This window comes from Pectobacterium atrosepticum (genome assembly GCF_000740965.1).
GTDB lineage: Bacteria > Pseudomonadota > Gammaproteobacteria > Enterobacterales > Enterobacteriaceae > Pectobacterium > Pectobacterium atrosepticum.
This window is the reverse complement of record NZ_CP009125.1, coordinates 668,111-694,440: the sequence shown is the minus strand read 5'-3', so window position 1 is coordinate 694,440 and position 26,330 is coordinate 668,111. Positions and strand designations below refer to the sequence as shown.

Genomic DNA, 26,330 nt, shown 5'->3' with positions numbered 1-26,330 from the left:
TACATGGCAGCAGGCGGAAGGCATTCATAGCTGGCATTTCCCATACTAATAGCAAGGAATTGCGCAGCATGTATTTTTCGCGTTATCAAAATAAAACGTTATTAGGAGAGAGATGATGGTTAACAGAATGATCCTTAACGAAACATCCTATTTTGGCACAGGCGCTATCGCTCAGATTGCCGATGAAGTAAAACGGCGCGGGTTCAAGAAAGCCCTGCTGGTGACGGACAAAGATTTGGTTAAATTCGGTGTCGCCGCCAAGGTTACGGCGAAGCTGGATGCGGCAGGGTTGCCCTACGATATCTACGATGAGGTGATTCCCAACCCTACCATCGGCGTGGTGGAAAGAGGCATCGAGCACTTCAAGGCATCGCAGGCCGATTACCTGATCGCGATTGGCGGCGGCTCACCGCAGGATACCTGCAAAGCCATCGGAATTATTATCAATAATCCTGAGTTCGCCGATGTCCGCAGCCTCGAAGGCGTTGCGCCCACCCGACGCCCCTCGGTGCCGATTATCGCTATCCCGACCACTTCAGGCACAGCCGCAGAGGTTACGATCAATTACGTGATCACCGACGAAGAAAAACGCCGCAAATTCGTGTGCGTCGATCCACATGACATTCCAATTGTCGCCATCGTCGATCCTGACATGATGATGAGCATGCCTGCCTCGCTGAAAGCGGCAACGGGGATTGACGCTCTGACGCACGCCATTGAGGGTTTCACCACCAAAGCCGCCTGGGAACTGACTGATACGCTGCACCTGAAGGCCATTGAAATTATCAGCCGTTCACTGCGTGATTCCGTTGCCGGGAAGCCGAAAGGCGTGGAAGAGATGGCGCTGGGACAATACATCGCCGGTATGGGGTTCTCGAACGTTGGGCTTGGGCTGGTACACGGCATGGCGCACCCACTCGGCGCGTTCTACAACACCCCGCACGGCGTCGCTAATGCGATCCTACTGCCGCATATCATGGCCTACAACGCAGATTACACCGGTGAAAAATTCCGGGATATCGCCGTTGCGATGGGGGTAAACGGCGCGACAGATATGTCGATTGCTCAGGCGAGGGAAGCAGCTATTCATGCGGTGCGACAGCTTTCTCACGATGTAGATATCCCACCGAGATTGCGCGATGTCGGCGTGAGAGAAGAGGATATTCCAGCGCTGGCGCAGGCCGCCTTTGACGATGTCTGCACCGGCGGTAACCCGCGCGATACCAACATCGACGACATAAAAGCGCTGTATCAATCTATTTATTAACGCATAACAACAAGGCTCTAGGTTGTGCCCGCTATCGTTATTATGCGGGCACAAAATTTATACCTTCTACACCAGCACACTAATATTCAGATTCTCCATCAGCCAGTGGTTGTCGGAATAATCAACCGGAATAGCAATCACCGCAGGGCCGTCAACGTCCATTGCCTGACGGAGTTTGCTAACCAGTTCATCGGCAGATTCCACCGCGAACCCTTTTGCACCAAACGCTTCCGCATAGGCTTTGAAATCTATCGGCCCGAACGACACGCCTGCTGGACGATGGTATTTGTGCAGTTGCTGGATTTCCACCATGTTGTAGCCGTTATCCACCCAGATGATATGCAGGAGATTGCTTTTCAGGCGCACCGCTGTTTCCAGTTCCATGCTGGATTGCATAAATCCACCGTCGCCGGAAACGGAGACCACTTTCTTGCCGGGTTGTACCAGCGATGCGGCGATCGCCCACGGTAATGCTACGCCCATGGTCTGCTGACCGTTAGTCATCAGAATCTGTCGCGCCCGGAAGCTATACAGGTAACGCGCCAACCAAATATGGAAACTCCCCATATCTACACACAGCGTGACATCCTCATTCACGATATCCTGCATCGCCCGCACCAGACGCAGCGGGTGGATTGCAAACCCTGTCATGTTGATGGCACGTGTGCTGAGATCGTGGCGCTGACGCTGACGATCCTGCAATACAGCCTGGGTGCCGGAAGATAAGATAAAGGGTTCGCTGATACAGGCATTCAGCGTGTCCACCGTCATCGCGATATTCCCGAGCAGCTCAATGTTAGGGCGATAGGCACTGTCGATCTCCGCTCGCAGTACATCAATATGAATCAATGTCGCCTTGCCGTTGTTCCACAACGATGGATCATACTCAATCGGGCTGTAACCCACGGTGACAATCACGTCCGCCTGTTGCAGCAGCTTATCACCAGCCTGATTGTTGAATAATCCGACACGTCCGGCAAAATGATTGAACTGTTGCTGGTCGATCACACCAGCAGCCTGATACGTGCTGGTAACGGGTAACTGGCTATGATGCAGAAAACGGCGCAGTGCCTGCGCATTTTCCTGCTGGCTGGCCATTAATCCGAGCAGCAACACTGGATTTTTAGCCTGCCGCAGCAGCTTGGCTGCTTCAGCAATGTCACTCTGTGGTGCACCGTTTAATAACGGTAAATGCGGGCAGGCCAACACCGGGCTAATGACCGGTTCATTGACGATATCCTGCGGCAGGCTGACAAACGCCGCCCCCGGACGCCCACTTTCCGCTGCCCTGAAAGCATTCGCCAACACCTCCGATATTGCGGAGGAAGCCGTAATTTCCGCACTGAATTTACTAACCGGCTGAAACAGGCTAACGGTATCCAGACTCTGGTGCGTCAACTTGAGCTTATCCGCCCGTTTGACCGCCCCGCCTAACGCCACGACGGCATCTCCCTCTGCGGTTGCCGTCGCCAGCCCAGTCACCAGATTGGAACAGCCAGGGCCGGATGTCACCAGCGTCACGCCGGCTTTTCCTGTGAGGCGTCCTATTGCCGCCGCCATAAACGCGCCGTTCGCCTCATGCCGTACTGGGATCGTTTGAATCGTCGAGTCTTCCAGTTCATCAAACACGCGATCGATTTTTGCGCCGGGAATACCAAAGATATGCTTCACGCCCTGCGCTTCTAAGTGTTTTACAATCAGCTCAGCTCCGCTACTCCAGCTTTGCTTTTCGGTGGACTTTTCCATGACATGACTCCGATGAAATGACTAGCTCTCTACTGACTTGATTACGCTGTTGAGGTTTTCTGATGACAGATCGGCATTGAGAAATTCCCGATCCTGAGGCAGGTCGATGATCAATTTGGCGATCACGCCAAATGTCAGCGTGCCGTTTTCAACGTCATAATTCAGAATATGGCCACCGCCTTGGCGATCGTCAGTAATAAAGTGTTCGTGGTAACCCGCGACATTAATTCCCTGGGTATAAGCTGGGCTGCGAAACCCAATAACGCTGCCGCTCCGGTGTTCAAAATGAAACGTCGGCTGCCCTTCAATAGCTTCCTGCATCGGCTTGTAAGGCCGGCACTGCCGAGGGACGGTGCGAGTTTCAACACAGCGAAAACGCCCATCAATCCGCAACGCACAGAACAGATTGTCTGTTCCCACGATCTCATCGATCTGGCGATGCACTTCTTCACGCGAGGTCCAGCGATGGAAACGGATCGTTTCCGTCGGGCGGAAGAACGTCATTACCGCGAATGGCGTTTTCTGCTCCGGCCTCGCCGCCCGTGCGCTACCATCAGATAACAGCTGGAAAATCTGGCTATTTAATGCAACCAGTTCCCCATCCAAACTATTAAATGTTCCTAATCCAAAGTCACCATGTTCCAATAATTCAGCCATCGTTCGGCTACCTTCGTATACGCCATTTATTAGTCCACTCATTAATGAGGTCTGATAAATAACGCAGTCTGCGTGCTCCTGCCGAAAGTCATAAGCGTAGCTAGCAAAGGCTTCTTCACAGGATTGTTCACCGATACTCGTTTTCATACATTCCTTTTCACCGCACAATTACTTAAATATTGCTAATATTTAGATAAAGATTGACGCGGAAGAGAACAAAATTCCAATATGCAATTAAGGTCACTTCAAGATCGGATACATATGGAGTTACGTGAATGGAACTACGTTACCTGCGCTATTTTGTCGCCGTTGCACAAGCCCGGCATTTCACTCGTGCGGCAGAAAATCTGGGGATGTCACAACCGCCGCTCAGCCAGCAGATCAAGAAATTCGAGCTGGAGATCGGTACACCGCTGTTCAAGCGACTGACGCGCGGCGTAGAAATGACGGAGGCGGGACAAGCGCTGTATGAAGACGCCCGCCGGATTCTGCAACTCACCGATTCGGCGATCGCGCGTACAAGAAGCATTGCGCGAGGCGAGAAAGGTAGCCTGAACGTGGGCTTCTCGCCGTCGGCCATGTTCCATCCCACCGTGCTTGGGCTGCTGCATAGCTACTGTCAGCAGCATCCGCACGTTCAACCGTTACCGAAGGAAGAAAACCCGGCAACGCTTATCGCCTCATTGCAAAAACGCAATATCGACATCGCATTTCTGCGCTTACCTTGCGATCTCAGTGATGATATTAACGGGGAAATTTTGGCAGAAGAGCCAATGAAATTGGTGTTACCCGCAGGGCATGCGCTTAGCCATAAAACACAGGTTTCGCTAAGCGAGCTGCGTCAGGAGCCGCTGATTATTTTCCCACGCGAGGTATGTCCGGGGCTGCACGATATGATTATTCGTACCTGCTACCTGTCAGGTTATGGTCCCAGACCCAGTCCCTTTGCCCCACAGTTGACGGCCACCATTGGGATGGTCGCCGCAGGTTTCGGCATTACCCTTGTACCGGAGTCGCTTGCCTGTATTAAGGCTGAGAATGTGACATATCATGATATCGGCATGCCCGAAGTCCATACACAAATTGCGGCTATCTGGCGTAAACATGAACGATCGGCCGCGATCGTGAATATGATCCACCTAATACGACAGCATCTGAGCAGCTCACATCCCGATTAACGCCGCTAGGTAGCAAATTCCGGCATTCTACTCGTCAAAAAGCTAGTAATTGATATAAATTCTTATATGATATTAGTTATCATTATCATTTTTGACGGGTGGATAAATGCTGACAGCAATGATCACAGCCTGCGGGCTATGGGGTGTGAGTTGGTGTATGGGGAAGCACCTGTCTAGTGCCTGGGGCGTGCTGTTACCTTGTGCCATTATGCCGCTGCTGGCACTACTCAATCTGAACCTGACACACCTGAAAGTGATTATCGCCGTCGCTTTGTTGGCGACCCTCGCCATGCTGTTTCATCAACGTTTGCGCCACTATTTATTGCTGCCATCCTGCATTGCGCTAGCTGGCGGTTTGGCGGCGCTGTCAGTCATGTTTAATTTGACGACGTTATAAACACACGCAAATGATAAGCAGCACAGAATTGCCAACAAACGCAGAAAAGCGCTATAGCCAGGAATAGGATAAAAGAGAATAAACAGAGAGGAAAATCAGGAAGATACAGAGGCGTTCGGTGGTGCGAAGAGAGGGACTTGAACCCTCACGTCCGTAAGGACACTAACACCTGAAGCTAGCGCGTCTACCAATTCCGCCACCTTCGCAACTCTGTCATGTATTTCTGGTTACGCAATACTGATTACTGCTTCGGTTCGACAAACCAGAACCGTTGTAGTGATGTTGGTGCGAAGAGAGGGACTTGAACCCTCACGTCCGTAAGAACACTAACACCTGAAGCTAGCGCGTCTACCAATTCCGCCACCTTCGCAACTCTGTCATGTATTTCTGGTTACGCAATACTGATTACTGCTTCGGTTCGACAAACCAGAACCGTTGTAGTGATGTTGGTGCGAAGAGAGGGACTTGAACCCTCACGTCCGTAAGAACACTAACACCTGAAGCTAGCGCGTCTACCAATTCCGCCACCTTCGCAACACTGCTTTACGCAATATCACTACGGGGGCGAATTCTAGAGGTTTTCGCGTTCACGTCAATGATTATTTCCTCTGGAATGCGGGGTTTGCTGTAAAAAACATCATCTCACCGCAGCGTTGCGCGTAAAGAGTTCATCGAGCCATTCTATGAACACCCTAATCCGCGGCGCAAGAAAGCGACCGGGCGTATACATCACGTAAAGTGGCATCGCGGGCGGCGGTATCTCCGGCAAAATCTCTACCAGTTCTCCACCGTCGAGAAGTGAGATCAAACCGCGACGCGGTGCCTGAATAATTCCCAATCCCGCGCATGCACCTGCGATATAGGCATCGGCGCCGTTTACCTGCAACGTGCCGGGCAGCATACGCGTAATGCGCTCGTCGCCAGACATAAATTCCAGCGGATAAAGGTATTCGGTACGCAGAGAGAAATAGCCCACCATGTGATGCCCCGACAGCTCATCAAGCGAACGCGGCACGCCATATCGCGCCAGATAGTCAGCGGACGCACAGGTTACCTGCGGCATCGACGGCAAATGGCGGGTCGCTAGCGTCTCGTCATCCGTCTGCCAGGCACGCAGCACGCAGTCGACGCCTTCACGCAGCACATTAATCGCCGCATCGTTGGCGCTTAGCATCAGCGTCACTTGCGGATAACGCGCATAGAACTCCCCTAACGCCGGAACAACGATTTCCCGTGCCAGCGAGTGCGGCATATCAACCCGCACTTTACCAACCGGCTGTAGCTTTTGCTGTGTGAAAAGTGTGTCGATCTCTTCAATTTCAGCAAGCAATTGCAGGCAACGCTCATAATAAACGCGCCCTTCATCGGTGATCTGTACCTGACGGGTCGTGCGTTGCAGTAAACGTACACCCAGCCGCCCTTCAAGCTGCTTGATAGTGTTGCTCACCGTCGCACGCGGTAGCGCCAGCCGCTCCGCCGCACGGCTAAAGCTTCCCAATTCGACAATACGCACAAAAACCCGCATCGCCTGAATATGATCCATCGCCGCCACCATTGTTAGTTATTTTTGAATAGTGTTGCATAGAAAGCAGTATTTATCTTTGTGCTATAAACAACCAAACTACTCTCACTGCCAATAAGATGAGGAAGATGACGATGCAAAAGCGCAAATTAGGGGCGAACGGTCCACAGGTTTCAGCGATTGGGCTAGGCTGCATGGGAATGAGTGATTTTTACTCTACTGCGCAGGATGAAAAAGAGTCCATTGCCACATTGCATCGCGCACTGGAGCTGGGCGTTACGCTGCTGGACACCGCCGATATGTATGGCCCTCACACCAATGAACAACTGCTTGGCAACGCGATAAAGGGCAAACGCGAGCAGGTCTTTCTGGCGACTAAATTCGGCATCGTGCGCGATCCGGCTAATCCCTACGCTCGCGGCGTCTGCGGTAAACCGGATTATATCCGTCGAGCGGTGGAAGGTAGCCTGAAACGGCTCGGTACAGACGTTATCGATCTTTACTATCAGCACCGTATCGACCCGACGGTTCCGATTGAAGAGACGGTCGGCGCGCTGGCCGAGCTGGTTAAAGAAGGCAAGATTCGCTACATCGGCCTGAGTGAAGCCTCTGTCACCACGCTGGAGCGTGCCCATCGCGTGCACCCTATTACAGCGTTACAGAGCGAATATTCACTGTGGACGCGCGATATGGAAGCTGAGATTCTGCCCACCTGTGAGCGTTTGGGCATCGGCTTTGTGCCTTACAGCCCACTCGGTCGCGGCTTTCTGACTGGCGCGATTCGCAGCCTAGACGATCTGGCAGCCGACGATTTTCGTCGCACCAATCCACGCTTCGCTGGGGAAAATTTCGGGAAAAACCTGCAACTGGTAGAGAAAATTAACCAACTGGCGCAGGAAAAACAGGCCACACCCTCACAGCTCGCGCTGGCGTGGGTACTGGCGCAGGGCGAACATATCGTGCCGATTCCGGGCACCAAACGCCGTCTCTATCTGGAAGAGAACGTTGCCGCGCTGGATGTCACACTGACGAAAGAGGAACTGGCCGCCATTAATGCCATCTTCCCGCCTGATGCCGCAGCAGGAGAACGCTACGGCAAGGAGAGTATGGCGACCCTTAATCAGTAGGATTACCGGCGGCGACCTTTACCTGTACGTGGAGGACGCCCAACGGTAGCCTGATACACCTTGAAGCGTCCGGTTTGCGCCAGCACTTCATGGCTGCCAAACGCGGCATCTAACAGCGCCGGATAAGGTAGGAAGGCGTTAGCGACGATGCGTAATTGTCCGCCAATCGGTAGATGCGTTACCGCACCACGAATCAGCATTTCTACGGCTTGCAAGCTGGTCTGCAAGCCGTCATGGAACGGCGGGTTGGACACGATCATGTCGAAGCGGCCGTCGATGTCTGAATAGACGTTACTCGCAATCACGCTGCCTTCCAGCGCATTCGCTGCCAGTGTTGCATTGCTGGACTCCACCGCTGCGGCGCTGACATCACTCAGCGTCAGGCGAATTTTCGGCGACTGTTTCGCCAACACCGATGCAAGCACACCCGCACCACACGCAATATCCAGGACTTTGCCTTTCATATGTGGCTCAAACGTAGACAACAGTAGTCTGCTGCCCGGATCCAGACCATCACGGCTGAAGATGCCCGGAAGCGTTTTGACCGTCACCCCTTCCGTCACATATTCGTCCCACCAATCATCCAGCGTGAAGCTGGCCTGCTTATCAATTCGGCCGTGGTAAAGCCCACAGCGGCGTGCGCTGTCGATTTTTACCAGTTCAACGAAATCAGACAACACGGTTTCAGCGCTGCGTACGCCGCTGCGGTTTTCCCCAACAACGAAGATCTCCGCGCCGACCGGCAGCAGTGAAAGCAGGTTACACAGTTGGAATTCTGCTTCTTGTTTGCTCTTTGGCCAGTAATAAATCAGCGTATCGCTATCCGCTACCAGCTCAGCGTCCGCTACCAGACTGTATTGAGCATTATCCCCAAGTGGCTTTGCCATCTGTTGCCAGTGGTGATATTGGTTGCAATGGACACGCACCGACGCCGCCTCAAATTGCGCGGGCAGGGTATCCTGCAAATCACCGGCAAACAGAACTCGGCGTGAAAGAAATTCGTCACTATGGCGCAGTATGACTTCACTGGCGGGGGTTAATGCGGACATCGGGCTACGGCTCCTTAATCATTGAACGGGGGATTATATACGCTTCGGCCTCGAAGTTGCAGAGCGGAGAGGAAATAACCGCACCGACGTTGGCGCAGCATGGCGGGGTTTGTTAGCATAGGCACGAATCATTTTCTCGCACGCCAGACAGGATAACGCATGGAATCAAGACGTGACAGGCTGCTACAGCAACTGGGGATTACGCAGTGGACGCTGCGTCGCCCGACGGTGCTGCAAGGCGAAATCGCCGTCAGTCTGCCCGATCAGGTGCGTCTGGTGATCGTCTCCGCCGAACCGCTGGCCGATGATGAACCGCTGCTGGCCGACGTTCTGCACAGTCTTGCGCTCACCCCTGCGCAAGCCTACCGCCTGACGCCGCAGCAGATAGAGATGTTGCCCGCCGATGCACGCTGCCATAGCTGGCGGCTGGGCATCGCGGAGCCCATTGCGCTACAGGGCATCCAGCTTTCCAGCCCTCTGCTTTCTGAACTTTATCAAAATGCCGACGCCAAACGGGCGCTGTGGCAACAGATCTGTGAACATGAACACGATATCTTCTCTGACGCCAGCCGATCTGGCACAAGCCTTTAAAATTGAACAAGCTAGCCACGCCTTTCCCTGGACGGAAAAAACGTTTATCAGCAATCAGGGTGAACGTTATTTCAATCTGAAATTGAGCCATGACGAACAGATTGCCGCGTACGCCATCACGCAAGTGGTGCTGGATGAAGCGACGTTGTTCAATATCGCCGTGCATCCTGACCACCAGCGTCAGGGGCTGGGCCGCCAGTTGCTGGAACAGCTGATCGACGAGATGGAGCAGCGCGGTATTGTTACACTGTGGCTGGAAGTCCGTGAGTCAAACGCGCGGGCCATCGCGCTGTATGAAAGCCTGGGATTTAACGAAGTCTCCGTGCGCCGCGATTATTATCCCGCGGCACAAGGCCGAGAGGACGCGATCCTCATGGCGCTACCGCTCGGCTAACCTCTTTATCTATACTCCTCGCGACAAGGCGGGTGCCATAATGTGCTCCCCGTCCCGCCCTGCCTTTTTTCCCGACAGAAAAATCCCCGCAACGTGATCGTCATAAATAAAACCTCGTTTCTTTTTTATCACAATAAGGTTCCATTTCATGTTTCTGGTTTGCAGGCATGCCATGGTTTATCCGTTATCTACGAGGAATAATATGAAAAAATACACTCTGGCTACGACGCTCCTGTGCGGTTTATTCTCTCTTTCCGCTTACGCGGTACAAGTCACAGCGGTTACGGCCTCCGCTTATGACTCAGACAAAGGTCACAAACCTGCCAACATTGCCGATGGTGACGTAAAAACGCGCTGGGCAGCAAATGGTGAGAGTTGGGTTCAGTTAGAACTGGATAAAGAACAATCGGTTGAGAACTTTGTTCTGGTTCCTTTCAAAGCGGACGAGCGCAAGCTGAAGTTCTCCGTCTCCTACTCTACCGACGGTAAAACCTGGCAAAAACTGGCTGACAATCTGGTCACGTCCAGCAATGCCAAAGACGGTGAAAAATTCACCTTCCCTGCCGTTAAAGCAAAATTCTTCAAGTTGGATACGTTTGGTACCGATGTGAATAAATGGAGTGCTATCAACGAGATCAGCTTTAACAGCGCTGCGCAGGTTCCTGCCCAAGCGATTAAGTAGCCCTTCCCAAAAATTTCGACCGGCCAAACACGCGAAAACCCACCTGAGGTGGGTTTTCTATACAAGTATGAGTATGACGGTTACCGTCGTTAGAAGTCGACTGACATAGACAGTTTCAGTGAACGCGGATCGCCTTGATACAGATAGGCACCGGAATCGTTGACTGACGACCAATATTTTTCATTCGTTACGTTTTCAACATTGGCTCGCCAGACCAGCGTGTGATCGTTCATCGGCATACTGTAGCGCGCGCCAAGATCCAATCGCGTCCACGGTTTGAGCTTCATAGTATTACTGTTATTCGCATACTGTGAACCGGAACGGATCGCCGTTCCCGACAGCGTTAGCCCCTCGACGGATTTGATATCATATTCTGACCCAAGAACCAGTTGATAGCGTGGCACGCCGACAACATCTTTACCATTGTTAGCGCCACCATCCGTTTTAATCTGCTGTGCTGCAATCCATGTCGCACTACCGTTCAGTCGCAGGCCAAATACCGGCTCACCAAACACATTGAGTTCCATGCCGCGATGGCGGCGCTCGCCGTAAATCCCGAAATTGCCCGTCTGACTATTGATATATTCATTTGGTCGCTTAATTTCAAACAGCGCCAGCGATCCACCTACCCGCTCATAGTCAAACTTCACGCCCACTTCATTCTGTTTAGCAACATAAATTCCCGTGACTTTCCCTTTATTCGCAGCATTAAACGGCGCAATGCCGCCCGGTGATAATGACTCTATATGGTTGGCATACAGAGAAATATTCTCCCACGGCTTCACAACCAAACCGTATGCTGGCGTGACTTTAGTACGGTTAAAGGTACTGTCACTTTCTTCAATCCCTTCATAACTATAGTTACGTACCATAATTTCTTGCCGACGTAACCCAGCAGTCAACGCAACTTTATCATCCATAATCGATAGGGTATCAGACAACGAAAGCCCCGCACTTCTGACACGGTTACGTACTTTAGGATCCCCCATATCCCCACCAAAGTAGATAGACGGAGGGTTACTAATATCACCAGGATGATAAATATCGATTGGCCCGACATTGTCAGACATCGTGTAAGCCGTTCGACTTTTCGCATACACACCTGAATAACCGATATTAACTTTATGTGTCACCGCGCCTGTATCAAACTGTCCACGGATGCCTAACAAGCCGGAGAACGTATCACGTTTAAAGGGGACATCCATCCGCGATATTGTCGCATTGCCGTTGTTATCCGTCAGCTTAGGTGAACCATAGACTCCATATTCATCCGCTCGACTGCTACCGATACCGGAATACAACGTCCAGTTGTCGGCAACATCATATTCGCTGCGCCACATACCGAAAGTCGTTTTCAGGTCAGTCGAGACCCATTTCTGACCATAATTTAATGTGGCATCCGGGGCAGAAGGGATTACTGTGGCGCTCCCAGTACCTACTGCAATTCGCCCACCGTGCACGGTCTGGTGCTGGTAGCCTGCATCCAATGAAGTACGGAAACGATCGCCGCGATAATCAAGGCCAACAGAGGCCATCGACATACGGTCTTTTTGGTGGTGAATGGCGCCTTCTCCTTCGCGGTGCAACACATTGACACGTACACCAAACTCATCGTTATCACCAAAACGACGACCGACATCCACCCCACCACCAATCTTGTTTTTCGATTCATAGTCAACGGTCAAACGAGTGAGTGGATCATCTGTCGCATGCTTCGGTTCCACGTTTATCGAACCGCCGACGCCACTCCCAATCCCGCTACCAGATACCCCGTTAACAAATGCACTGGCACCTTTAAAGACTTCTACGCGTTCAACCATATTGGTCGACACCATCTGACGCGGCATCACACCATACAGTCCTCCGAAGGTAATATCATCGCCATCCAGCGTAAAACCACGGATGCGATAGGTTTCCATAAAATTGCCAAAGCCTTTCAGAGTTTGAATAGAGGCATCGTTCTTCACGACATCAGCCAGCGTTTCCGCCTGCTGGGACAGGATCATCTTGTCGGTATAGCTAATCACGTTAAATGGCACATCACGCGCATTCTGCTGCCCCAGAAAACCGAGACGTCCACCATTCGCAATTTGTCCATCCAGATAGGCGGGAACCAGATCGTCACCCCCTGCACGGAACGTATTACCTGGCTTAGCCACGACGGTCATCGTGTCGCCGCGAGTTTCCTTTTCTGATGCAGAGGATGCTGTGGTGGGTTGTACCGCTGTTGGCGGCTCTTCAGCCAACAGCGGCATGGCCATGCCGCTGCACAGTACACCGATTAACACCGCCAGTTTCGTTGGCATACCCGCGATACGCTTTTTCAGAATGAATGCTTTCATCTCTTTCCCAGAATTAATAATAATAATGATTATTATTTTCATTATTAATTATGAACTCAGCTTTTCATAAAACAAGTCATAGAACCTAACTTGTCGTGAATCACGGCGCTCGAACCTGGAAAATAGATAAAACAGTAGCGTGCGGCACCTTAGCAAGCGTGCGCTGATAAAGAAGAACACCGATATTACGCGCGGGTCAGCGCATCTGTCGCTATAGGGGTCATAGGAAATAGCAGGGTCTGAATCCGCTGACTTACGAATTCAGACCTGCCTGGCAGCTACAGACAAACCGCCGAGTAGTATGCGTGGGCTAAATAATGTTACTCGTTATCGCCAAGCAGAACGGATTCCAGCGCGATCTCGATCATCTCATTGAACGTAGTCTGACGCTCTTCTGAGGTGGTTTGTGCACCGGTACGAATGTGGTCAGAAACGGTACAGATTGCCAGCGCTTTCGCACCGAACTCTGCCGCTACGCCGTAGATACCGGCGGCTTCCATTTCTACACCCAGAATGCCGTATTTTTCCATCACGTCGAACATCTGCGGGTCTGGCGTGTAGAACAGATCGGCGGAGAAGATGTTACCTACGCGGACAGAAACATCGCGTGCTTTAGCAGCATCAACGGCATTACGCACCATGTCGAAATCGGCAATAGCCGCATAGTCGTGATCTTTGAAACGCATACGGTTCACTTTGGAATCCGTACAGGCGCCCATACCGATCACCACATCGCGCAGTTTGACGTCTTCACGTACCGCACCGCAGGAACCCACGCGGATGATCTTCTTCACGCCAAACTCGGTGATCAGCTCTTTCGCATAGATCGAGCAGGATGGAATACCCATACCGTGACCCATGACCGAAATTTTACGGCCTTTATACGTGCCGGTGAACCCTAACATGCCACGCACGTTGTTCACTTCGCGGGCGTCATCCAAAAAGGTTTCTGCAATAAACTTAGCGCGCAGCGGGTCGCCCGGCATCAGTACAACGTCCGCGAAATCACCCATTTCTGCATTAATATGTGGCGTAGCCATGCGTTTATTCCTTAATTAATCAAGTTTCACTAAAAACGGTGTTTTTACAATATCGATTTACCGTAGTCCATAGGCGACAGGCCAAAGTAGGCTGCGACCGTCTGCCCGATATCGGCGAAGGTTTCACGGTGACCGTATGACCCCGGCTTCACTTTCGGCCCATAGATCAACACCGGTACGTTTTCGCGGGTATGATCGGTCCCGTGCCAGCTCGGATCACAGCCGTGATCGGCAGTCAAAATCAGGATGTCATCGCCCGTCACGCGGGACATCAGCTCGGGTAAACGGCGATCGAACAGCTCCAGCGCAGCCGCATAGCCCGGAATATCGCGGCGGTGCCCGTAGGCGGAGTCGAAATCCACAAAGTTGGTAAACACGATCGTGTTGTCGCCCGCGCTATCCATCTCTTTCAGCGTGGCGTCAAACAGCGCATCGATGCCGGTCGCCTTCACTTTCTTCGTGATACCGACCTGCGCGTAGATATCCGCAATTTTACCGACGGAAACCACTTCACCGCCTTTTTCATCCACCAACTTTTTCAGGATGGTCGGCGCTGGCGGTTCAACGGCCAGATCGTGACGGTTGCCAGTACGCTCGAAGTTGCCGGGTTTGTCACCGATAAACGGACGCGCGATCACTCGCCCGATGTTGTAATCCCCTTCAGTCAGCTCTTCGCGGGCAATTTCACACAGCTCGTACAGCTTATCCAGACCGAACGTCTCTTCATGGCAGGCAATCTGGAACACCGAATCCGCAGAAGTGTAAAAAATCGGCTTGCCCGTTTTCATATGTTCTTCAGCCAGTTGATCCAGAATCACCGTACCGGAAGAATGACAGTTGCCCAGATAGCCTGGCAGATTGGCGCGCTTCACCAGTTTATCCAGCAGTTCCTGCGGAAAACTGTTTTCTTCATCTTTAAAATAGCCCCAGTCGAACAGGACAGGCACACCGGCAATTTCCCAGTGACCAGACGGTGTATCTTTACCCGAAGAAATTTCACTGGCGTGCGCGTAAGCACCGATAATGTCTGCGTTTTCATCCAGCCCTGCTGGGAACGTTCCCGTTGAGGCTTCGGCGGCTTTACCTAGACCCAGACGGCTCAGATTTGGCAAATGCAGCGCGCCGCTGCGCCCTTTATTCGCCTTTCCCGCCGCACACGCCTGAGCAATATGGCCCAGTGTATCCGAACCGACATCACCAAAGCGTTCTGCATCAGCACTGCTGCCGATCCCGAACGAGTCGAGAATCATAATATGTACACGTTTCATTCTTTCTCTCCTGCGCAGCGATGCGCTCACGCCCTGCCTACCGGCAGGGGAAAATCAATTCAAGGTTATCTATCGCCAACCCTACGCAATCACGCTTCCGCACTCACCCGACGATAGACCATCGGAGTCTTTTCTGGTGCCGTATCGCCCAGTTGGATCGCAGCTCGGACTTCATTCGCCGCCTGCTGCCATTGCGCTTCCGTATTGGCGTGGATCACCGCCAGCGGGCGCTGCGCGTCAACGCGTTCACCCAGGCTAATCATGCTATCCAGACCGACACTGTAATCGATCGTATCCGAGGCCTGACGACGTCCGCCGCCCAGCGACACGACCGCCATGCCCAGAGCACGGGTATCCATCGCGGTCACAATGCCTTCACGCGTCGCGAACACCGGCTTACTTAACGTCGCCACCGGCAGGTAACGATCGTAGTGTTCGACAAAATCGCCCGGTCCACGCTGTGCGGCGACCATGCGGCCAAAGACGTCGGCGGCTTTGCCGTTATCCAACACGGCCTGCAAACGTGAATGCGCGTCGTCCGCCGAGCTTGCTAGTCCGCCCGCTAGAAGCATCTCGCCACATAGCGCCATAGTAACATCATACAGGCGTGGATTGCGGCTCTCTCCCGTCAGGAAACGCACGGCTTCCCGCACTTCCAACGCATTACCCGCGCTGGAGGCCAGCACCTGATTCATGTCCGTCAATAATGCGCTGGTGCGGCATCCTGCGTTATTTGCTACGCCGACAATCGCCTGCGCCAGCTGTTCGGACAGCTCATAGGTCGGCATAAACGCCCCGGAACCCACTTTAACGTCCATCACTAACGCATCCAGCCCTTCGGCCAGCTTCTTCGCCAGAATCGACGCCGTAATCAGCGGGATCGAATCGACCGTAGCGGTAATATCACGGGTAGCGTAAAAGCGTTTATCCGCCGGAGCCAGCGATGAGGTCTGCCCAATAATCGCGACGCCAACCTGCTGGATGATGCGACGAAAATTTTCATCGTTCGGAAAAATATCCAGTCCCGGAATCGCTTCGAGCTTATCCAGCGTGCCGCCAGTATGTCCAAGCCCACGCCCAGAGATCATCGGGACGTAGCCACCACAAGCGGCGACCATCGGCCCCAGCATGAGCGAGGTAACATCCCCTACGCCGCCGGTAGAATGTTTGTCCACCAGCGGTCCGTTCAGGTTCAGGCTCTTCCAGTTCAGCACTGTACCGGAGTCACGCATCGCCAACGTCAGCGCCACACGCTCATCCATCGACATGTCGTGAAAGTAAATGGTCATCGCCAGAGCGGCAATCTGACCTTCAGAGACGGTATTGTCACGAATACCGTTGATAAAAAAGCGGATCTCCTCTTCGCTCAGAGTTTTTCCATCACGCTTCTTACGAATAATTTCTTGAATCAGAAACAAGGTCTGTACTCCTGATGAATTCTGATATGGCTCAGCAGACTGTCGCTGCGAGCACACTTGCTGTTGTGGACCAATGCAGCCATCAACAACATGATGTCACGAATAAAATAGTGCGCCGTGGCCGCATGATTAGTAGCTGCCCTGTGGGGCCGCTGCCGCGTGTCCGAGCGTTGTCAGCAGGCTCGCCAGCAAACTGGATGCGCCAAAGCGAAAATGCTGCGCATTCGCCCATTCAGCGCCCATGATATCGTCCGCCAGTTGCAGATAAATGGCGGCGTCTTCCGCGTTACGCACGCCGCCAGCGGCTTTAAAGCCGACATACTCACCCACGCCTTTATCGCGGATCGTCTTCAGCATGATCGAGGCACTCTCCGGCGTCGCGTTCACCGGCACTTTACCGGTTGAGGTTTTAATGAAGTCGGCACCCGCATCAATGACAATCTCGCTCGCCTGACGTATCAGCGTTTCCTGTTTCAGCTCGCCTGTCTCGATGATCACCTTCAGCAGCACGTGGGCATCCTGACATACGGCTTTGCATGCCTGCACCAGCTCAAAACCAATTTGCGCATTGCCTGCAATCAGTGCTCGGTAAGGGAATACGACATCAACTTCATCAGCGCCATAGGCTATCGCCGCTCTGGTTTCTGCAACAGCGATGTCAACATCATCATTGCCGTGCGGGAAGTTGGTCACCGTCGCAATACGGATATCCGGCGTACCCTGCTCACGCAGGATTTTTTTCGCCAGGGGGATAAAACGTGGATAGATACAGATAGCAGCAGTTTTTCCTGCCGGGCTATTTGCCTGACGGCAGAGTGCCGTCACTTTTTCATCCGTATCATCCTCATTCAGCGTGGTTAAATCCATCAACGCCAGCGCGCGCTGCGCGGCCGTGGTCAGCTTGGTCATACAACTCTCCAACTCGTCAGCCGGTCTAACCGGCCCTGAACATTAACTGGTGTAAAACCAGTACGTTTGGCGAGCGGACTTGGTTCCTTGAAGATAGCGCTCAGGAGAAACAACCTGTAGCGGCACCGAGATCCTTCTCGCCGCAGTCAACCTTCCTCTACCCTTCATCCTGTGATTATTTCAACACCGAAAGAACGATATCGAAAGAAACGCTTTATACACGTGGACATATCAGATATTTGAACACGCCATGCCGGACTATTTTGTGCATTCATTCACACTTGATGTAAGAGAAATGCAATAGATAATGATTATATGTGATTTTTATCACACATACTGCCCAGAATAAGGCCAAGCTGGGGAATAGCGCTGATAGCCTTGTCGACCAGCTCCGCCCTTCATAAATGAATAAAGAGGCGGCAGCACACAGTCGCAGATCGCCCAATGCTTCTGGTTGAAGTCATATATATACCCTAAATAATTCAAGTTTCAGGAAGGCGGCAAGCGAAGGAGTCCCGATGAGCTTACTCAAGTAAGTGATTCGGGTGACTGAACGCAGCCAACGCACATGCAGCTTGAAGTATGACGGGTATAGAATAAGCATAGCGGCTTCTCCCTAAGTACAGGGAGAAACTGTGGCAGAGCAGGCAAATTATTTCCTTACGGGAGGTTGCAATCCGTTTCACAACAGCGACGTGCTACTTCACGTAACAAGATAAGCACCCTACACTGACTGCCAATAAGACTGCTTCCGAGAAACCGCAGACAAAATCATGACTGAACACGCCGAACACTCCCGCTGGTATCTGTACATACTTCGCACGGTCGCCGGGGCGCTGTATACCGGTATCACGACGGATGTCAGCCGTCGCATGAATCAACATCAAGCAGGAAAAGGGGCAAAAGCACTGCGGGGGAAAGGGGAGTTGACGCTAGTGTTTCACTGTCTGGCAGGCGATCGTTCAAATGCACTTAAGCTGGAATACCGCATTAAGCAGTTAAGCAAAAACCAAAAAGAAAGGCTGGTACAAGACCAGCCTCAGGCGCTTTGTATTGATACGCTCTCAGCTAGAGAAAGCGGTTAAACGGCTCGGCGTATTCAACCAGCCCGATGGCATCTTCAAATCCACTTTCGCCTTCAGACGACTCTTCACCGGCAACCTGATTGTCCGCCAGTGGGTAGACCTGAAAAGTCGATTCGCTGTCCGGCCAGCGACAATGCAACTGGTGCTCCGTAGCCGGAACGAAACCAAAGCGGGAATAGTACGCAGGCTCACCCAGCACAACAACGGCGGTATAGCTAAATTCATTCAGCGCATCCAACCCTTCGTAGACCAGCTTCTCACCCACGCCCTGTCGACGCAGACTTTCGTCTACCGCCAACGGTGCAAGCGCTACCCACTGCCGATCCTCACCTTCGATCAGCACTGGGCTGAATGCGGCGTAGCCCACCACGCCACCTTCATCGTCGGTTGCCACGACGCCAAGCGTCAATAAGCCGTCTTCACGCAGTTGATGCACCAGATCGGCTTCTGCACCCGTAGGAAAAGAACGACGCAATAAGCTGTCGATCCCTGCCGCATCAACGGGAATTTCCACCCGAACTAGCATGATACTGGCGCGTGATTCGTTGTTTGCACTACGCCCTCCTGTAAGCCAGCTTCAACAAAGTTCGCCAGTTGTAGCAGACCAATACGCAGTGGCGCAGGCATAGCCTCCAGCTCAATGGCATCCATCAGGTTCTTCACATACAAACCTAATTCGGTGTCGCCCTCAATGCGCAGACGACGTTGGAAAAACAGCGAGTCGGGATCCTCTTTACGCGCGGCGATCAAAATCAGATCGTTTGCATCCGCACTGAAGCTGACATCTGGCGTCTCATCGTGGCTTACCACCAGACGCCCCTCACGCAGCGTCATAAACCACTGCAAACCGACATCACGCACTTCAATTTTCAGCCAGCGGCTTTCGAGAAATGCCAGATCGCCCTCTTCCAGCGCCTGACGGAACTGCCAGCCCAACATCTGTTCCAAAACCTGACGCTGTAGCGCAAAGGGAGTGAACTTGAGTGGCTTACCTAATAAGCTCGGTCCCTGACGCACAATCTGCGCTCGTAGTTTTTCCAACACTGGCGTACTCCTCTTAAAGCAATCTGACTGTTCAGATAATCTGCAAACATTTTGCCACATCCACCGCAAGCGGCAGAGGTCTATGTCAATAATTTAGTCGCTTATCCGATTATGCCCAACAGATTTTGTCCTTGCGCGACGATTAGCACCATTCACTGCCTTAAATCAAAGTCCTTACCTGATGGGTTAATTAAAATTTCCAATCGTTAACAACATTCATCGACTGATAAATAATCGCTTACGACGGCCCACAAAGGCGGCAGGCAGAACGCCCGTCATAAAAGCGGTCATCAGTCTGAACATCATTGATCGTACCGAGCCGCTACGGCTCCGAAGGGATTAATGAAGGATTGTATATGGAATTGCTTTGCCCCGCTGGTAATCTGCCAGCACTGAAAGCGGCCATCGATAATGGCGCGGATGCGGTCTATATCGGCCTGAAAGATGACACCAACGCACGTCATTTTGCCGGGCTGAATTTTACCGATAAGAAACTACAGGAAGCACGTGAGTACGTGCACCGCCATCGGCGTAAACTGCATATCGCCATCAATACGTTTGCTCACCCGAACGGCTATCAACGCTGGCAGCGCGCCGTGGATATGGCCGCGCAGGTCGGCGCCGATGTGCTGATCCTCGCCGACCTCGCCATGTTGGAATATGCCGCCGAGCGCTATCCAGACATCGAGCGCCACGTGTCGGTTCAGGCTTCCGCAACTAACACTGAAGCGATCCGTTTCTATCATCGTCATTTCGATGTCTCACGTATCGTGCTGCCGCGCGTGCTGTCCATTCATCAGGTGAAGCAAATCGCTCGCACCAGCCCAGTGCCGCTCGAAGTTTTCGCCTTCGGTAGCCTGTGCATCATGGCGGAAGGACGCTGCTATCTCTCTTCTTATCTGACGGGCGAATCACCGAATACCGTGGGTGCCTGCTCGCCTGCGCGGTTTGTACGCTGGCAGCAGACGGAAAACGGCATGGAATCGCGTCTGAACAATATCCTGATCGACCGCTATCAGGACGATGAAAACGCCGGTTATCCCACGTTGTGTAAAGGCCGCTATTTGGTCGATGGGCAGCGCTACCATGCACTGGAAGAACCAACCAGCCTGAACACGCTGGAGCTTCTGCCTGAACTGATCGCTGCCAATATTGCCTCCGTGAAGATAGAGGGTCGCCAGCGCAGCCCGGCCTACGTCAGCCAGATTACGCAGGTATGGCGACAGGCTATTGATCGCTGCCGTGCCAATCCTGAGACATTCGTACCCACTCAGGCTTGGATGGATGCATTAGGCGCAGTGGCAGAAGGCACGCAGACCACGCTTGGCGCGTATCATCGTAAATGGCAGTAGCAGGAGAACATATGAAATACGCATTAGGCAATATCCTCTACTATTGGCCGAAAGAAGACGTCGAGGCGTTTTATCAGGCCGCGGTGAACAGCAGCGCCGATATCGTTTATCTCGGCGAAACGGTGTGCAGCAAGCGCCGTCTGATGAAAGTGGCGGACTGGTTCCACGTTGCCCGCGAAGTCGCCAACAGCGGCAAGCAGGTGGTGATCTCTACCTTGGCACTCTTACAGGCACCGTCTGAACTCACGGAGTTAAGACGCTATGTGGAAAATGGCGAGTTCTTGCTGGAAGCTAACGATCTGGGCGCAGTCAACATCGCAGCCGAACGCAACCTGCCATTTGTCGCCGGACACGCGCTCAACTGCTACAACGCGTACACCCTACGTGTGCTGCACAAACAAGGCATGGTGCGCTGGTGCATGCCGGTCGAACTCTCTCGTGACTGGCTACAAAACCTGCTGAACCAGTGTGAAGAGCTTGGTTTTCGCCATCAGTTTGAAGTGGAAGTGCTCAGCTATGGCCATTTGCCATTAGCCTATTCCGCACGTTGCTTCACCGCCCGCTCAGAAGATCGGCCGAAAGATGAATGCGAAACCTGCTGCCTTAGCTACCCGCAAGGCAGGAAAATGCTGTCGCAGGAGAATCAGCAGGTCTTTGTCCTCAATGGCATCCAGACGCAAAGCGGCTATTGCTACAACCTCGGCAACGAGCTGACGTCAATGCGGGATTTGGTCGATATTGTCCGGCTGTCTCCAAACGACATCACCACTCCGGCTATGTTGGATACCTTCCGCGCCAACGAACAAGGCAATATGCCATTAACGCTGCAAAATCAGGCCGATTGTAACGGCTACTGGCGTCGCGTCGCCGGCCTTGAGCTCGTTCAATAACTCACATCCTGTCAGGGCGGCCAACCGCCCTTTCCTTCCTAAGCGCACCTTTGAACTACGTATAACCGCGACATTCCATCATACTGCTCTGACTTTCATCATTGACTGACAGCGTTAGCATCTATCGACAAGGTAGAGTCAGTGAACAACAAAGTGAGCCATATTATGTCCACACCTTCTCAATCCGCTGTGTTTTCCGTCCTCGATCTTGCGCCGATTCCGCAAGGTGCGACAGCACGTGACGCCTTCCATCGCTCGCTGGATCTGGCACAACATACAGAAAAATGGGGCTATCACCGATATTGGCTAGCGGAACACCACAGCATGACCGGTATCGCCAGTGCAGCAACATCGGTGCTTCTCGGCTATCTTGCTTCGGGTACGCAGCGCATCCGTCTCGGTTCTGGTGGAGTTATGCTGCCGAACCACTCGCCGCTCGTCATCGCCGAGCAGTTCGGTACATTGGAATCGCTGTATCCTGGCCGTATCGATTTGGGATTAGGCCGCGCACCCGGGACCGATCAACGCACCATGATGGCACTACGTCGTCACCTTAATGGCGATATCGAAGATTTCCCACGCGATGTGCAGGAACTACAGCGCTACTTCGCTGATGCACAACCGGGTCAGGCAGTACAGGCCGTCCCAGGACAAGGTTTACACGTTCCGATCTGGCTACTGGGTTCTAGCCTGTACAGTGCACAGCTGGCAGCAAGACTGGGTTTACCTTTCGCCTTTGCTGCCCATTTTGCACCCGATATGTTGCTGGAAGCATTCCGCCTCTACCGTGAGAATTTTGTCCCTTCAGCCACCCACGCCAAGCCTTACGCGATGGTTTGCATCAATGTGGTTGCAGCCGATAGCGATCGGGATGCACGCTTCCTCTTCACTTCGATGCAGCAACAGTTCATCAACCTACGCCGTGGCACACCGGGCCCGCTGCCCGCACCAGTAGAAAACATCAGCACAGTCGGGTCACCTGCCGAACAGTTTGGCACTGAGCAAGCCTTACGGCTGTCGATTGTCGGCGATCGCACGAAAGTCCGTCATGGGTTACAGAGTCTTTTGCGTGAAACTCAGGCAGATGAAGTGATGATTAATGGTCAGATCTTTGACCATCAAGCACGTTTACAATCTTTTGAAATTGCGATGGATGTGCAGAAGACGCTCTGACATATATAGATAGATTTATTGCAGCCAAAAAAAAACGACCCGTGAACGGGTCGTTTTGCATTGCAGCTTATTTCGTTGAAACAATCCGCATTAAAACAAATTGTATTGAAGCTTACGCGTCAGCAGGACGACGACGTGGAGCACGCGGTGCCGCATCACGGTTGACAGAACGTTCACGACGCTCACCGCCGTTAGCGTTACCTTCACGGCGTTCACCACCACCGAAAGAGCGACGTGGAGCTGCGCCATCACGACGTTCACCACCCGTACCAGCACCAGCAGGACGGCTGCCGCCACGACGTTCTGGCTGTGCTACTGCATCACCCAGCAATTGCATATTCATTGGTTTGTTCAGAATACGCGTGCGGGTAAAGTGTGATAGCAGGTCGCCCGGCATACCTTTCGGCAGTTCGATCGTCGAATGAGACCCGAACAGCTTGATGTTACCGATGTAGCGGCTGCTGATATCACCTTCGTTGGCGATAGCACCAACGATATGACGTACTTCAACACCGTCATCACGACCCACTTCGATACGATACAGTTCCATTTCACCCGACTCACGACGCTCACGGCGTTGTGGACGGTCACCGTCACGGGGTTCACGGGAATCGCGAGCATCGCGAGCATCGCGGGGTTCACGGCGACGATCGCCACGTGAATCACTACGAGACTCATCACGATCGCGGAATTCGCGGCGAGGACGGAATGCCGGTTCCGGCGGCAGAATCAGAGGACGTTCACCCTGCGCCATTTTCAGCAGAGCAGCAGCCAGCGTTTCGATATCCAGCTCTTCCTGCGGTTGCAGCTTCGTCAGCAGAGCGCGGTACATATCCAAGTCGCTGCTTTCCAGCTGTAGCTGTACTTTTGCAGCAAATTTAGCCAGACGGCGTTGCCCCAACAATTCCGCATTTGGCAATTCCACTTCAGGAATCGCCAGCTTCATTGTGCGTTCAACGTTGCGCAGCAGGCGACGCTCGCGGTTTTCTACAAACAGCAATGCGCGACCAGCACGACCAGCACGACCGGTACGACCAATACGGTGCACGTAAGACTCGGAGTCCATCGGGATATCGTAGTTGACTACCAGACTGATACGCTCAACGTCCAGACCACGCGCCGCAACGTCGGTCGCAATCAGGATATCCAGACGACCATCTTTCAGGCGCTCCAGCGTTTGCTCACGCAGCGCTTGGTTCATGTCACCGTTTAGCGCGGCACTGTTATAACCACTACGTTCCAACGCTTCGGCCACTTCCAGCGTAGCATTCTTGGTACGAACGAAAATAATCGCCGCATCAAAATCTTCAGCTTCAAGGAAACGAACCAGCGCTTCATTTTTACGCATACCTTGCACCGTCCAGTAGCTCTGGCTGATGTCTGGACGCGTAGTCACGCTTGATTGGATGCGAACTTCCTGTGGATCTTTCATGAAACGACGCGTAATGCGGCGAATCGCTTCTGGCATGGTTGCAGAGAACAGTGCAGTTTGATGCGTAGCAGGGATCTGAGCCATGATGTTTTCAACATCTTCGATGAAGCCCATACGCAGCATTTCATCAGCTTCATCCAGTACCAGACCACTCAGGTTGGACAGATCCAGCGTACCGCGTTTCAGGTGGTCCAGCAGACGACCTGGAGTACCAACAACAATCTGTGCTCCACCACGCAAAGCGCGCAGTTGAACGTCATAACGCTGGCCGCCGTACAGTGCAACAACGTTAACGCCGTGCATATGCTTGGCAAAATCACTACAAGCTTCAGCAACCTGAACAGCCAGTTCACGGGTTGGAGCCAACACCAACATCTGCGGCGCTTTTAACTCAGGTTTTAAATTATTGAGTAATGGCAGAGCAAAAGCCGCAGTTTTACCACTGCCGGTCTGTGCCATACCCAGCACATCGCGACCGTTCAGCAGGTGAGGAATACATTCAGCCTGAATCGGCGATGGTTTTTCATAGCCCAGATCGGTCAGGGCATTAATAATAGGAGCAGACAGCCCCAAATCGGAAAAAGAAGTAAATAAATCAGTCATGTACACGTGCCTCATTAGACATGGCGGCCAGTCTACATAACTTGTCGTGAAAATTTTCAGTCATTTTCATTGAAAAGTGTGAACCGGCTCAAATTGGATTAAAAAGCGAACAAAAAAGCCCTCACCCGTGAAGGTGATAACCGAAGTTTTTCAGGCTGATTAAGTGTTCGTCAGCTATTGCTGGTCCGATCCTGATAGGTCGTCTTGCTCTTGGCCTAATAGCGCCAATTCCAACAATGCATAGCGGTGCTCAACAAAGTTATGGACGTTGTTGGCAACCGTCAGCTTGAACAGCGCCAAAGCGGTGTTCTTGTCCCCCAGACTTAGGTAGTGCTTACCTAAATAGAAGTCAGTTTCACTGAGATGCTCAGCGAGCGAAGTGTTATTCGTAGCTTCTTCCTGTAAACGCTGCATCAGTGTTTTTTCACTGATACTGCCCAGGTAGAATTCGACAATATTCCATCCCCAAGGCCCTTTCTTGACGTCGTCATAGCGTTTCTTCAACGCAATTTTGGCCGTCTCTGGATTGATTTCTCGCTCCACAAGATACAGCCATAACGAACGGAAAGGATCATTCGGATCGTCTCGATAAAACGCCAGCAGATCATCCTGCGCTAACAGATAGCGACCGCCATAATACAAAGCGATGCCACGGTTTAAACGCGCGTAATTGTAAGTTGGATCAAGCTCTAGTACAGAATCAAACGCTTCATAGGCAGCATCAAAATTGCTTGCCTGCGTTAAATAGATACCCAAATAGTTAAAAACTTCTGGAATATCAGGGCGGATAGTCAGCGCTTGTGAAAAATCATTCCGCGCTAATGCCCGTAACCCGAGACTATCATACAGCACTCCGCGCTCATATAATAGCTGTGCTCGCTCATCATCGGTTAATGCCCGGCTTGCAAGGATTTGTTCCATGCGTGCCAGGATCACTTCCTGCTGTAAAGTCGGCTGTAACGGAATCGCCAATACTGCGTCTTTACGCCAATCCGTGTTGCTGCATCCTGCCAGCATGAGTGCTGTTGCAACATAACACCAGCGCAAGAAAGGCTTCATTTCCCACTCCCGAAGACAAACATTGGATGAACATCCTGTCCCGGACCGCTCAACGCAAGGACATCCATATCCTTACGATACACGCAGCACCTTGCCATAATCAGG

The 26,330-nt window shown here is 52.5% G+C and carries 25 protein-coding genes and 3 tRNA genes; 11 read left to right on the top strand and 17 right to left on the bottom strand.

Features of this window, described 5'->3' with window-relative positions:
- The first annotated feature begins 115 nt into the window (after positions 1 to 115).
- On the top strand, positions 116 to 1,267 hold the full coding sequence (fucO, locus tag GZ59_RS03130; RefSeq protein WP_039290000.1) for a lactaldehyde reductase: 1,152 nt from the start codon (positions 116 to 118) through the stop codon (positions 1,265 to 1,267).
- Between the two features lie 66 nt (positions 1,268 to 1,333).
- On the opposite strand, the gene alsS is transcribed toward fucO, so the two are convergent.
- Both alsS and budA read right to left on the bottom strand, forming a co-directional pair.
- Positions 1,334 to 3,013: an acetolactate synthase AlsS gene (alsS, locus tag GZ59_RS03125; RefSeq protein ID WP_011092348.1), complete on the bottom strand. Its 1,680-nt coding sequence runs from the start codon at positions 3,011 to 3,013 to the stop codon at positions 1,334 to 1,336.
- 21 nt (positions 3,014 to 3,034) lie between these two features.
- Entirely contained in the window at positions 3,035 to 3,817 is a 783-nt protein-coding gene (gene budA, locus GZ59_RS03120) for an acetolactate decarboxylase (RefSeq protein ID WP_011092347.1), read from the bottom strand.
- Positions 3,818 to 3,945: 128 nt separating this feature from the next.
- Here budA and GZ59_RS03115 point away from each other — a divergent pair, with 128 nt between their 5' ends.
- Together GZ59_RS03115 and GZ59_RS03110 are read left to right on the top strand one after the other, a co-directional pair.
- Positions 3,946 to 4,848 carry a LysR family transcriptional regulator gene (locus GZ59_RS03115; protein ID WP_011092346.1) on the top strand — a complete coding sequence of 301 codons (903 nt, stop codon included), beginning with the start codon at positions 3,946 to 3,948 and terminating at the stop codon, positions 4,846 to 4,848.
- Between the two features lie 106 nt (positions 4,849 to 4,954).
- Entirely contained in the window at positions 4,955 to 5,245 is a 291-nt protein-coding gene (locus GZ59_RS03110) for a DUF1435 domain-containing protein (RefSeq protein WP_039289997.1), read from the top strand.
- A gap of 119 nt (positions 5,246 to 5,364) precedes the next feature.
- Here the strand turns inward: GZ59_RS03110 and GZ59_RS03105 are convergent.
- The 4 genes from GZ59_RS03105 to GZ59_RS03090 all read right to left on the bottom strand — a co-directional run bounded on the left by GZ59_RS03105 (position 5,365) and on the right by GZ59_RS03090 (position 6,788).
- A tRNA-Leu gene (locus GZ59_RS03105) sits at positions 5,365 to 5,451 on the bottom strand.
- Between the two features lie 77 nt (positions 5,452 to 5,528).
- Positions 5,529 to 5,615: transfer RNA gene (locus tag GZ59_RS03100), tRNA-Leu, on the bottom strand.
- Positions 5,616 to 5,692: 77 nt separating this feature from the next.
- Positions 5,693 to 5,779, bottom strand: a tRNA-Leu gene (locus tag GZ59_RS03095).
- A 103-nt stretch (positions 5,780 to 5,882) separates the two neighbouring features.
- Positions 5,883 to 6,788: a LysR family transcriptional regulator gene (locus tag GZ59_RS03090; protein WP_011092344.1), complete on the bottom strand. Its 906-nt coding sequence runs from the start codon at positions 6,786 to 6,788 to the stop codon at positions 5,883 to 5,885.
- 113 nt (positions 6,789 to 6,901) lie between these two features.
- Between GZ59_RS03090 and GZ59_RS03085 the strand changes: the two genes are divergently transcribed.
- Positions 6,902 to 7,894, top strand: coding sequence for an aldo/keto reductase (locus GZ59_RS03085; protein ID WP_011092343.1), 993 nt, complete (start codon positions 6,902 to 6,904; stop codon positions 7,892 to 7,894).
- A gap of 2 nt (positions 7,895 to 7,896) precedes the next feature.
- Here the strand turns inward: GZ59_RS03085 and rsmC are convergent, their stop codons facing one another.
- A complete protein-coding gene (gene rsmC, locus GZ59_RS03080) occupies positions 7,897 to 8,943 on the bottom strand; it encodes a 16S rRNA (guanine(1207)-N(2))-methyltransferase RsmC (RefSeq protein WP_011092342.1) in 1,047 nt (348 codons plus the stop codon).
- A gap of 159 nt (positions 8,944 to 9,102) precedes the next feature.
- Here rsmC and GZ59_RS03075 point away from each other — a divergent pair, with 159 nt between their 5' ends.
- From GZ59_RS03075 to GZ59_RS03065, 3 genes are all read left to right on the top strand, one after another.
- Complete coding sequence (locus GZ59_RS03075; RefSeq protein WP_011092341.1) at positions 9,103 to 9,534, top strand: DNA polymerase III subunit psi; 432 nt, start codon at positions 9,103 to 9,105, stop codon at positions 9,532 to 9,534.
- The gene (rimI, locus tag GZ59_RS03070) at positions 9,485 to 9,928 is read left to right on the top strand and encodes a ribosomal protein S18-alanine N-acetyltransferase (RefSeq protein ID WP_011092340.1); all 444 of its coding nucleotides are present in this window, start codon (positions 9,485 to 9,487) and stop codon (positions 9,926 to 9,928) included. The genes GZ59_RS03075 and rimI overlap by 50 nt, the downstream gene beginning before the upstream one ends.
- 202 nt (positions 9,929 to 10,130) lie before the next feature.
- Complete coding sequence (locus GZ59_RS03065; protein ID WP_011092339.1) at positions 10,131 to 10,610, top strand: discoidin domain-containing protein; 480 nt, start codon at positions 10,131 to 10,133, stop codon at positions 10,608 to 10,610.
- 89 nt (positions 10,611 to 10,699) lie between these two features.
- Here GZ59_RS03065 and GZ59_RS03060 read toward each other — a convergent pair whose 3' ends face one another.
- From GZ59_RS03060 to deoC, 5 genes are all read right to left on the bottom strand, one after another.
- Positions 10,700 to 12,952 carry a TonB-dependent receptor gene (locus tag GZ59_RS03060; RefSeq protein ID WP_011092338.1) on the bottom strand — a complete coding sequence of 751 codons (2,253 nt, stop codon included), beginning with the start codon at positions 12,950 to 12,952 and terminating at the stop codon, positions 10,700 to 10,702.
- A 320-nt stretch (positions 12,953 to 13,272) separates the two neighbouring features.
- A complete protein-coding gene (gene deoD / locus GZ59_RS03055; protein ID WP_011092337.1) occupies positions 13,273 to 13,992 on the bottom strand; it encodes a purine-nucleoside phosphorylase in 720 nt (239 codons plus the stop codon).
- 44 nt (positions 13,993 to 14,036) lie between these two features.
- The gene (deoB, locus tag GZ59_RS03050; protein WP_039289991.1) at positions 14,037 to 15,260 is read right to left on the bottom strand and encodes a phosphopentomutase; all 1,224 of its coding nucleotides are present in this window, start codon (positions 15,258 to 15,260) and stop codon (positions 14,037 to 14,039) included.
- An 89-nt stretch (positions 15,261 to 15,349) separates the two neighbouring features.
- Complete coding sequence (gene deoA, locus GZ59_RS03045) at positions 15,350 to 16,678, bottom strand: thymidine phosphorylase (protein ID WP_039289989.1); 1,329 nt, start codon at positions 16,676 to 16,678, stop codon at positions 15,350 to 15,352.
- A 129-nt stretch (positions 16,679 to 16,807) separates the two neighbouring features.
- Positions 16,808 to 17,587 carry a deoxyribose-phosphate aldolase gene (gene deoC / locus GZ59_RS03040; RefSeq protein ID WP_039289985.1) on the bottom strand — a complete coding sequence of 260 codons (780 nt, stop codon included), beginning with the start codon at positions 17,585 to 17,587 and terminating at the stop codon, positions 16,808 to 16,810.
- A gap of 773 nt (positions 17,588 to 18,360) precedes the next feature.
- On the opposite strand from deoC, the gene GZ59_RS03035 reads away from it, so the two are divergent.
- Complete coding sequence (locus GZ59_RS03035; protein WP_039289982.1) at positions 18,361 to 18,672, top strand: GIY-YIG nuclease family protein; 312 nt, start codon at positions 18,361 to 18,363, stop codon at positions 18,670 to 18,672.
- Here GZ59_RS03035 and GZ59_RS03030 read toward each other — a convergent pair.
- Positions 18,656 to 19,198: a GNAT family N-acetyltransferase gene (locus tag GZ59_RS03030; RefSeq protein WP_011092331.1), complete on the bottom strand. Its 543-nt coding sequence runs from the start codon at positions 19,196 to 19,198 to the stop codon at positions 18,656 to 18,658. The two genes, GZ59_RS03035 and GZ59_RS03030, sit on opposite strands and share 17 nt — an antisense overlap.
- Positions 19,192 to 19,716 (bottom strand): ubiquinone anaerobic biosynthesis accessory factor UbiT, encoded by a 525-nt coding sequence (gene ubiT, locus GZ59_RS03025; protein ID WP_011092330.1) that lies wholly within the window; start codon positions 19,714 to 19,716, stop codon positions 19,192 to 19,194. The genes GZ59_RS03030 and ubiT overlap by 7 nt, the downstream gene beginning before the upstream one ends.
- Positions 19,717 to 20,072: 356 nt before the next feature.
- Between ubiT and ubiU the strand changes: the two genes are divergently transcribed.
- From ubiU to GZ59_RS03010, 3 genes are all read left to right on the top strand, one after another.
- The gene (gene ubiU / locus GZ59_RS03020) at positions 20,073 to 21,068 is read left to right on the top strand and encodes a ubiquinone anaerobic biosynthesis protein UbiU (RefSeq protein ID WP_039289979.1); all 996 of its coding nucleotides are present in this window, start codon (positions 20,073 to 20,075) and stop codon (positions 21,066 to 21,068) included.
- Between the two features lie 11 nt (positions 21,069 to 21,079).
- The gene (locus GZ59_RS03015) at positions 21,080 to 21,958 is read left to right on the top strand and encodes a U32 family peptidase (protein ID WP_039289977.1); all 879 of its coding nucleotides are present in this window, start codon (positions 21,080 to 21,082) and stop codon (positions 21,956 to 21,958) included.
- A gap of 165 nt (positions 21,959 to 22,123) precedes the next feature.
- Positions 22,124 to 23,131 (top strand): luciferase-like monooxygenase, encoded by a 1,008-nt coding sequence (locus GZ59_RS03010; protein ID WP_039294678.1) that lies wholly within the window; start codon positions 22,124 to 22,126, stop codon positions 23,129 to 23,131.
- 112 nt (positions 23,132 to 23,243) lie between these two features.
- Here GZ59_RS03010 and GZ59_RS03005 read toward each other — a convergent pair whose 3' ends face one another.
- The 3 genes from GZ59_RS03005 to nlpI form a co-directional block, all read right to left on the bottom strand.
- Positions 23,244 to 25,166: a DEAD/DEAH family ATP-dependent RNA helicase gene (locus GZ59_RS03005; protein WP_039289975.1), complete on the bottom strand. Its 1,923-nt coding sequence runs from the start codon at positions 25,164 to 25,166 to the stop codon at positions 23,244 to 23,246.
- Positions 25,159 to 25,230, bottom strand: a complete 72-nt coding sequence (yrbN, locus tag GZ59_RS24030) for a protein YrbN (protein WP_368858821.1) — start codon at positions 25,228 to 25,230, stop codon at positions 25,159 to 25,161. The genes GZ59_RS03005 and yrbN overlap by 8 nt, the downstream gene beginning before the upstream one ends.
- 110 nt (positions 25,231 to 25,340) lie before the next feature.
- Positions 25,341 to 26,225 carry a lipoprotein NlpI gene (gene nlpI, locus GZ59_RS03000; RefSeq protein WP_011092326.1) on the bottom strand — a complete coding sequence of 295 codons (885 nt, stop codon included), beginning with the start codon at positions 26,223 to 26,225 and terminating at the stop codon, positions 25,341 to 25,343.
- Positions 26,226 to 26,330: the final 105 nt, after the last annotated feature.

Coding starts and splice junctions, on each gene's coding strand:
- GZ59_RS03005 (WP_039289975.1), bottom strand. CDS start 25,166: ATGACTGATTTATTTACTTCTTTTTCCGATTTGGGGCTGTCTGCTCCT.
- alsS (WP_011092348.1), bottom strand. CDS start 3,013: ATGGAAAAGTCCACCGAAAAGCAAAGCTGGAGTAGCGGAGCTGAGCTG.
- fucO (WP_039290000.1), top strand. CDS start 116: ATGGTTAACAGAATGATCCTTAACGAAACATCCTATTTTGGCACAGGC.
- GZ59_RS03060 (WP_011092338.1), bottom strand. CDS start 12,952: ATGAAAGCATTCATTCTGAAAAAGCGTATCGCGGGTATGCCAACGAAA.
- rsmC (WP_011092342.1), bottom strand. CDS start 8,943: ATGTCCGCATTAACCCCCGCCAGTGAAGTCATACTGCGCCATAGTGAC.
- deoC (WP_039289985.1), bottom strand. CDS start 17,587: ATGACCAAGCTGACCACGGCCGCGCAGCGCGCGCTGGCGTTGATGGAT.
- GZ59_RS03015 (WP_039289977.1), top strand. CDS start 21,080: ATGAAATACGCATTAGGCAATATCCTCTACTATTGGCCGAAAGAAGAC.
- GZ59_RS03075 (WP_011092341.1), top strand. CDS start 9,103: ATGGAATCAAGACGTGACAGGCTGCTACAGCAACTGGGGATTACGCAG.
- GZ59_RS03090 (WP_011092344.1), bottom strand. CDS start 6,788: ATGGATCATATTCAGGCGATGCGGGTTTTTGTGCGTATTGTCGAATTG.
- GZ59_RS03085 (WP_011092343.1), top strand. CDS start 6,902: ATGCAAAAGCGCAAATTAGGGGCGAACGGTCCACAGGTTTCAGCGATT.
- GZ59_RS03010 (WP_039294678.1), top strand. CDS start 22,124: ATGTCCACACCTTCTCAATCCGCTGTGTTTTCCGTCCTCGATCTTGCG.
- nlpI (WP_011092326.1), bottom strand. CDS start 26,225: ATGAAGCCTTTCTTGCGCTGGTGTTATGTTGCAACAGCACTCATGCTG.
- ubiU (WP_039289979.1), top strand. CDS start 20,073: ATGGAATTGCTTTGCCCCGCTGGTAATCTGCCAGCACTGAAAGCGGCC.
- GZ59_RS03115 (WP_011092346.1), top strand. CDS start 3,946: ATGGAACTACGTTACCTGCGCTATTTTGTCGCCGTTGCACAAGCCCGG.
- budA (WP_011092347.1), bottom strand. CDS start 3,817: ATGAAAACGAGTATCGGTGAACAATCCTGTGAAGAAGCCTTTGCTAGC.
- deoB (WP_039289991.1), bottom strand. CDS start 15,260: ATGAAACGTGTACATATTATGATTCTCGACTCGTTCGGGATCGGCAGC.
- GZ59_RS03030 (WP_011092331.1), bottom strand. CDS start 19,198: ATGCTAGTTCGGGTGGAAATTCCCGTTGATGCGGCAGGGATCGACAGC.
- GZ59_RS03065 (WP_011092339.1), top strand. CDS start 10,131: ATGAAAAAATACACTCTGGCTACGACGCTCCTGTGCGGTTTATTCTCT.
- rimI (WP_011092340.1), top strand. CDS start 9,485: ATGAACACGATATCTTCTCTGACGCCAGCCGATCTGGCACAAGCCTTT.
- deoD (WP_011092337.1), bottom strand. CDS start 13,992: ATGGCTACGCCACATATTAATGCAGAAATGGGTGATTTCGCGGACGTT.
- GZ59_RS03110 (WP_039289997.1), top strand. CDS start 4,955: ATGCTGACAGCAATGATCACAGCCTGCGGGCTATGGGGTGTGAGTTGG.
- GZ59_RS03035 (WP_039289982.1), top strand. CDS start 18,361: ATGACTGAACACGCCGAACACTCCCGCTGGTATCTGTACATACTTCGC.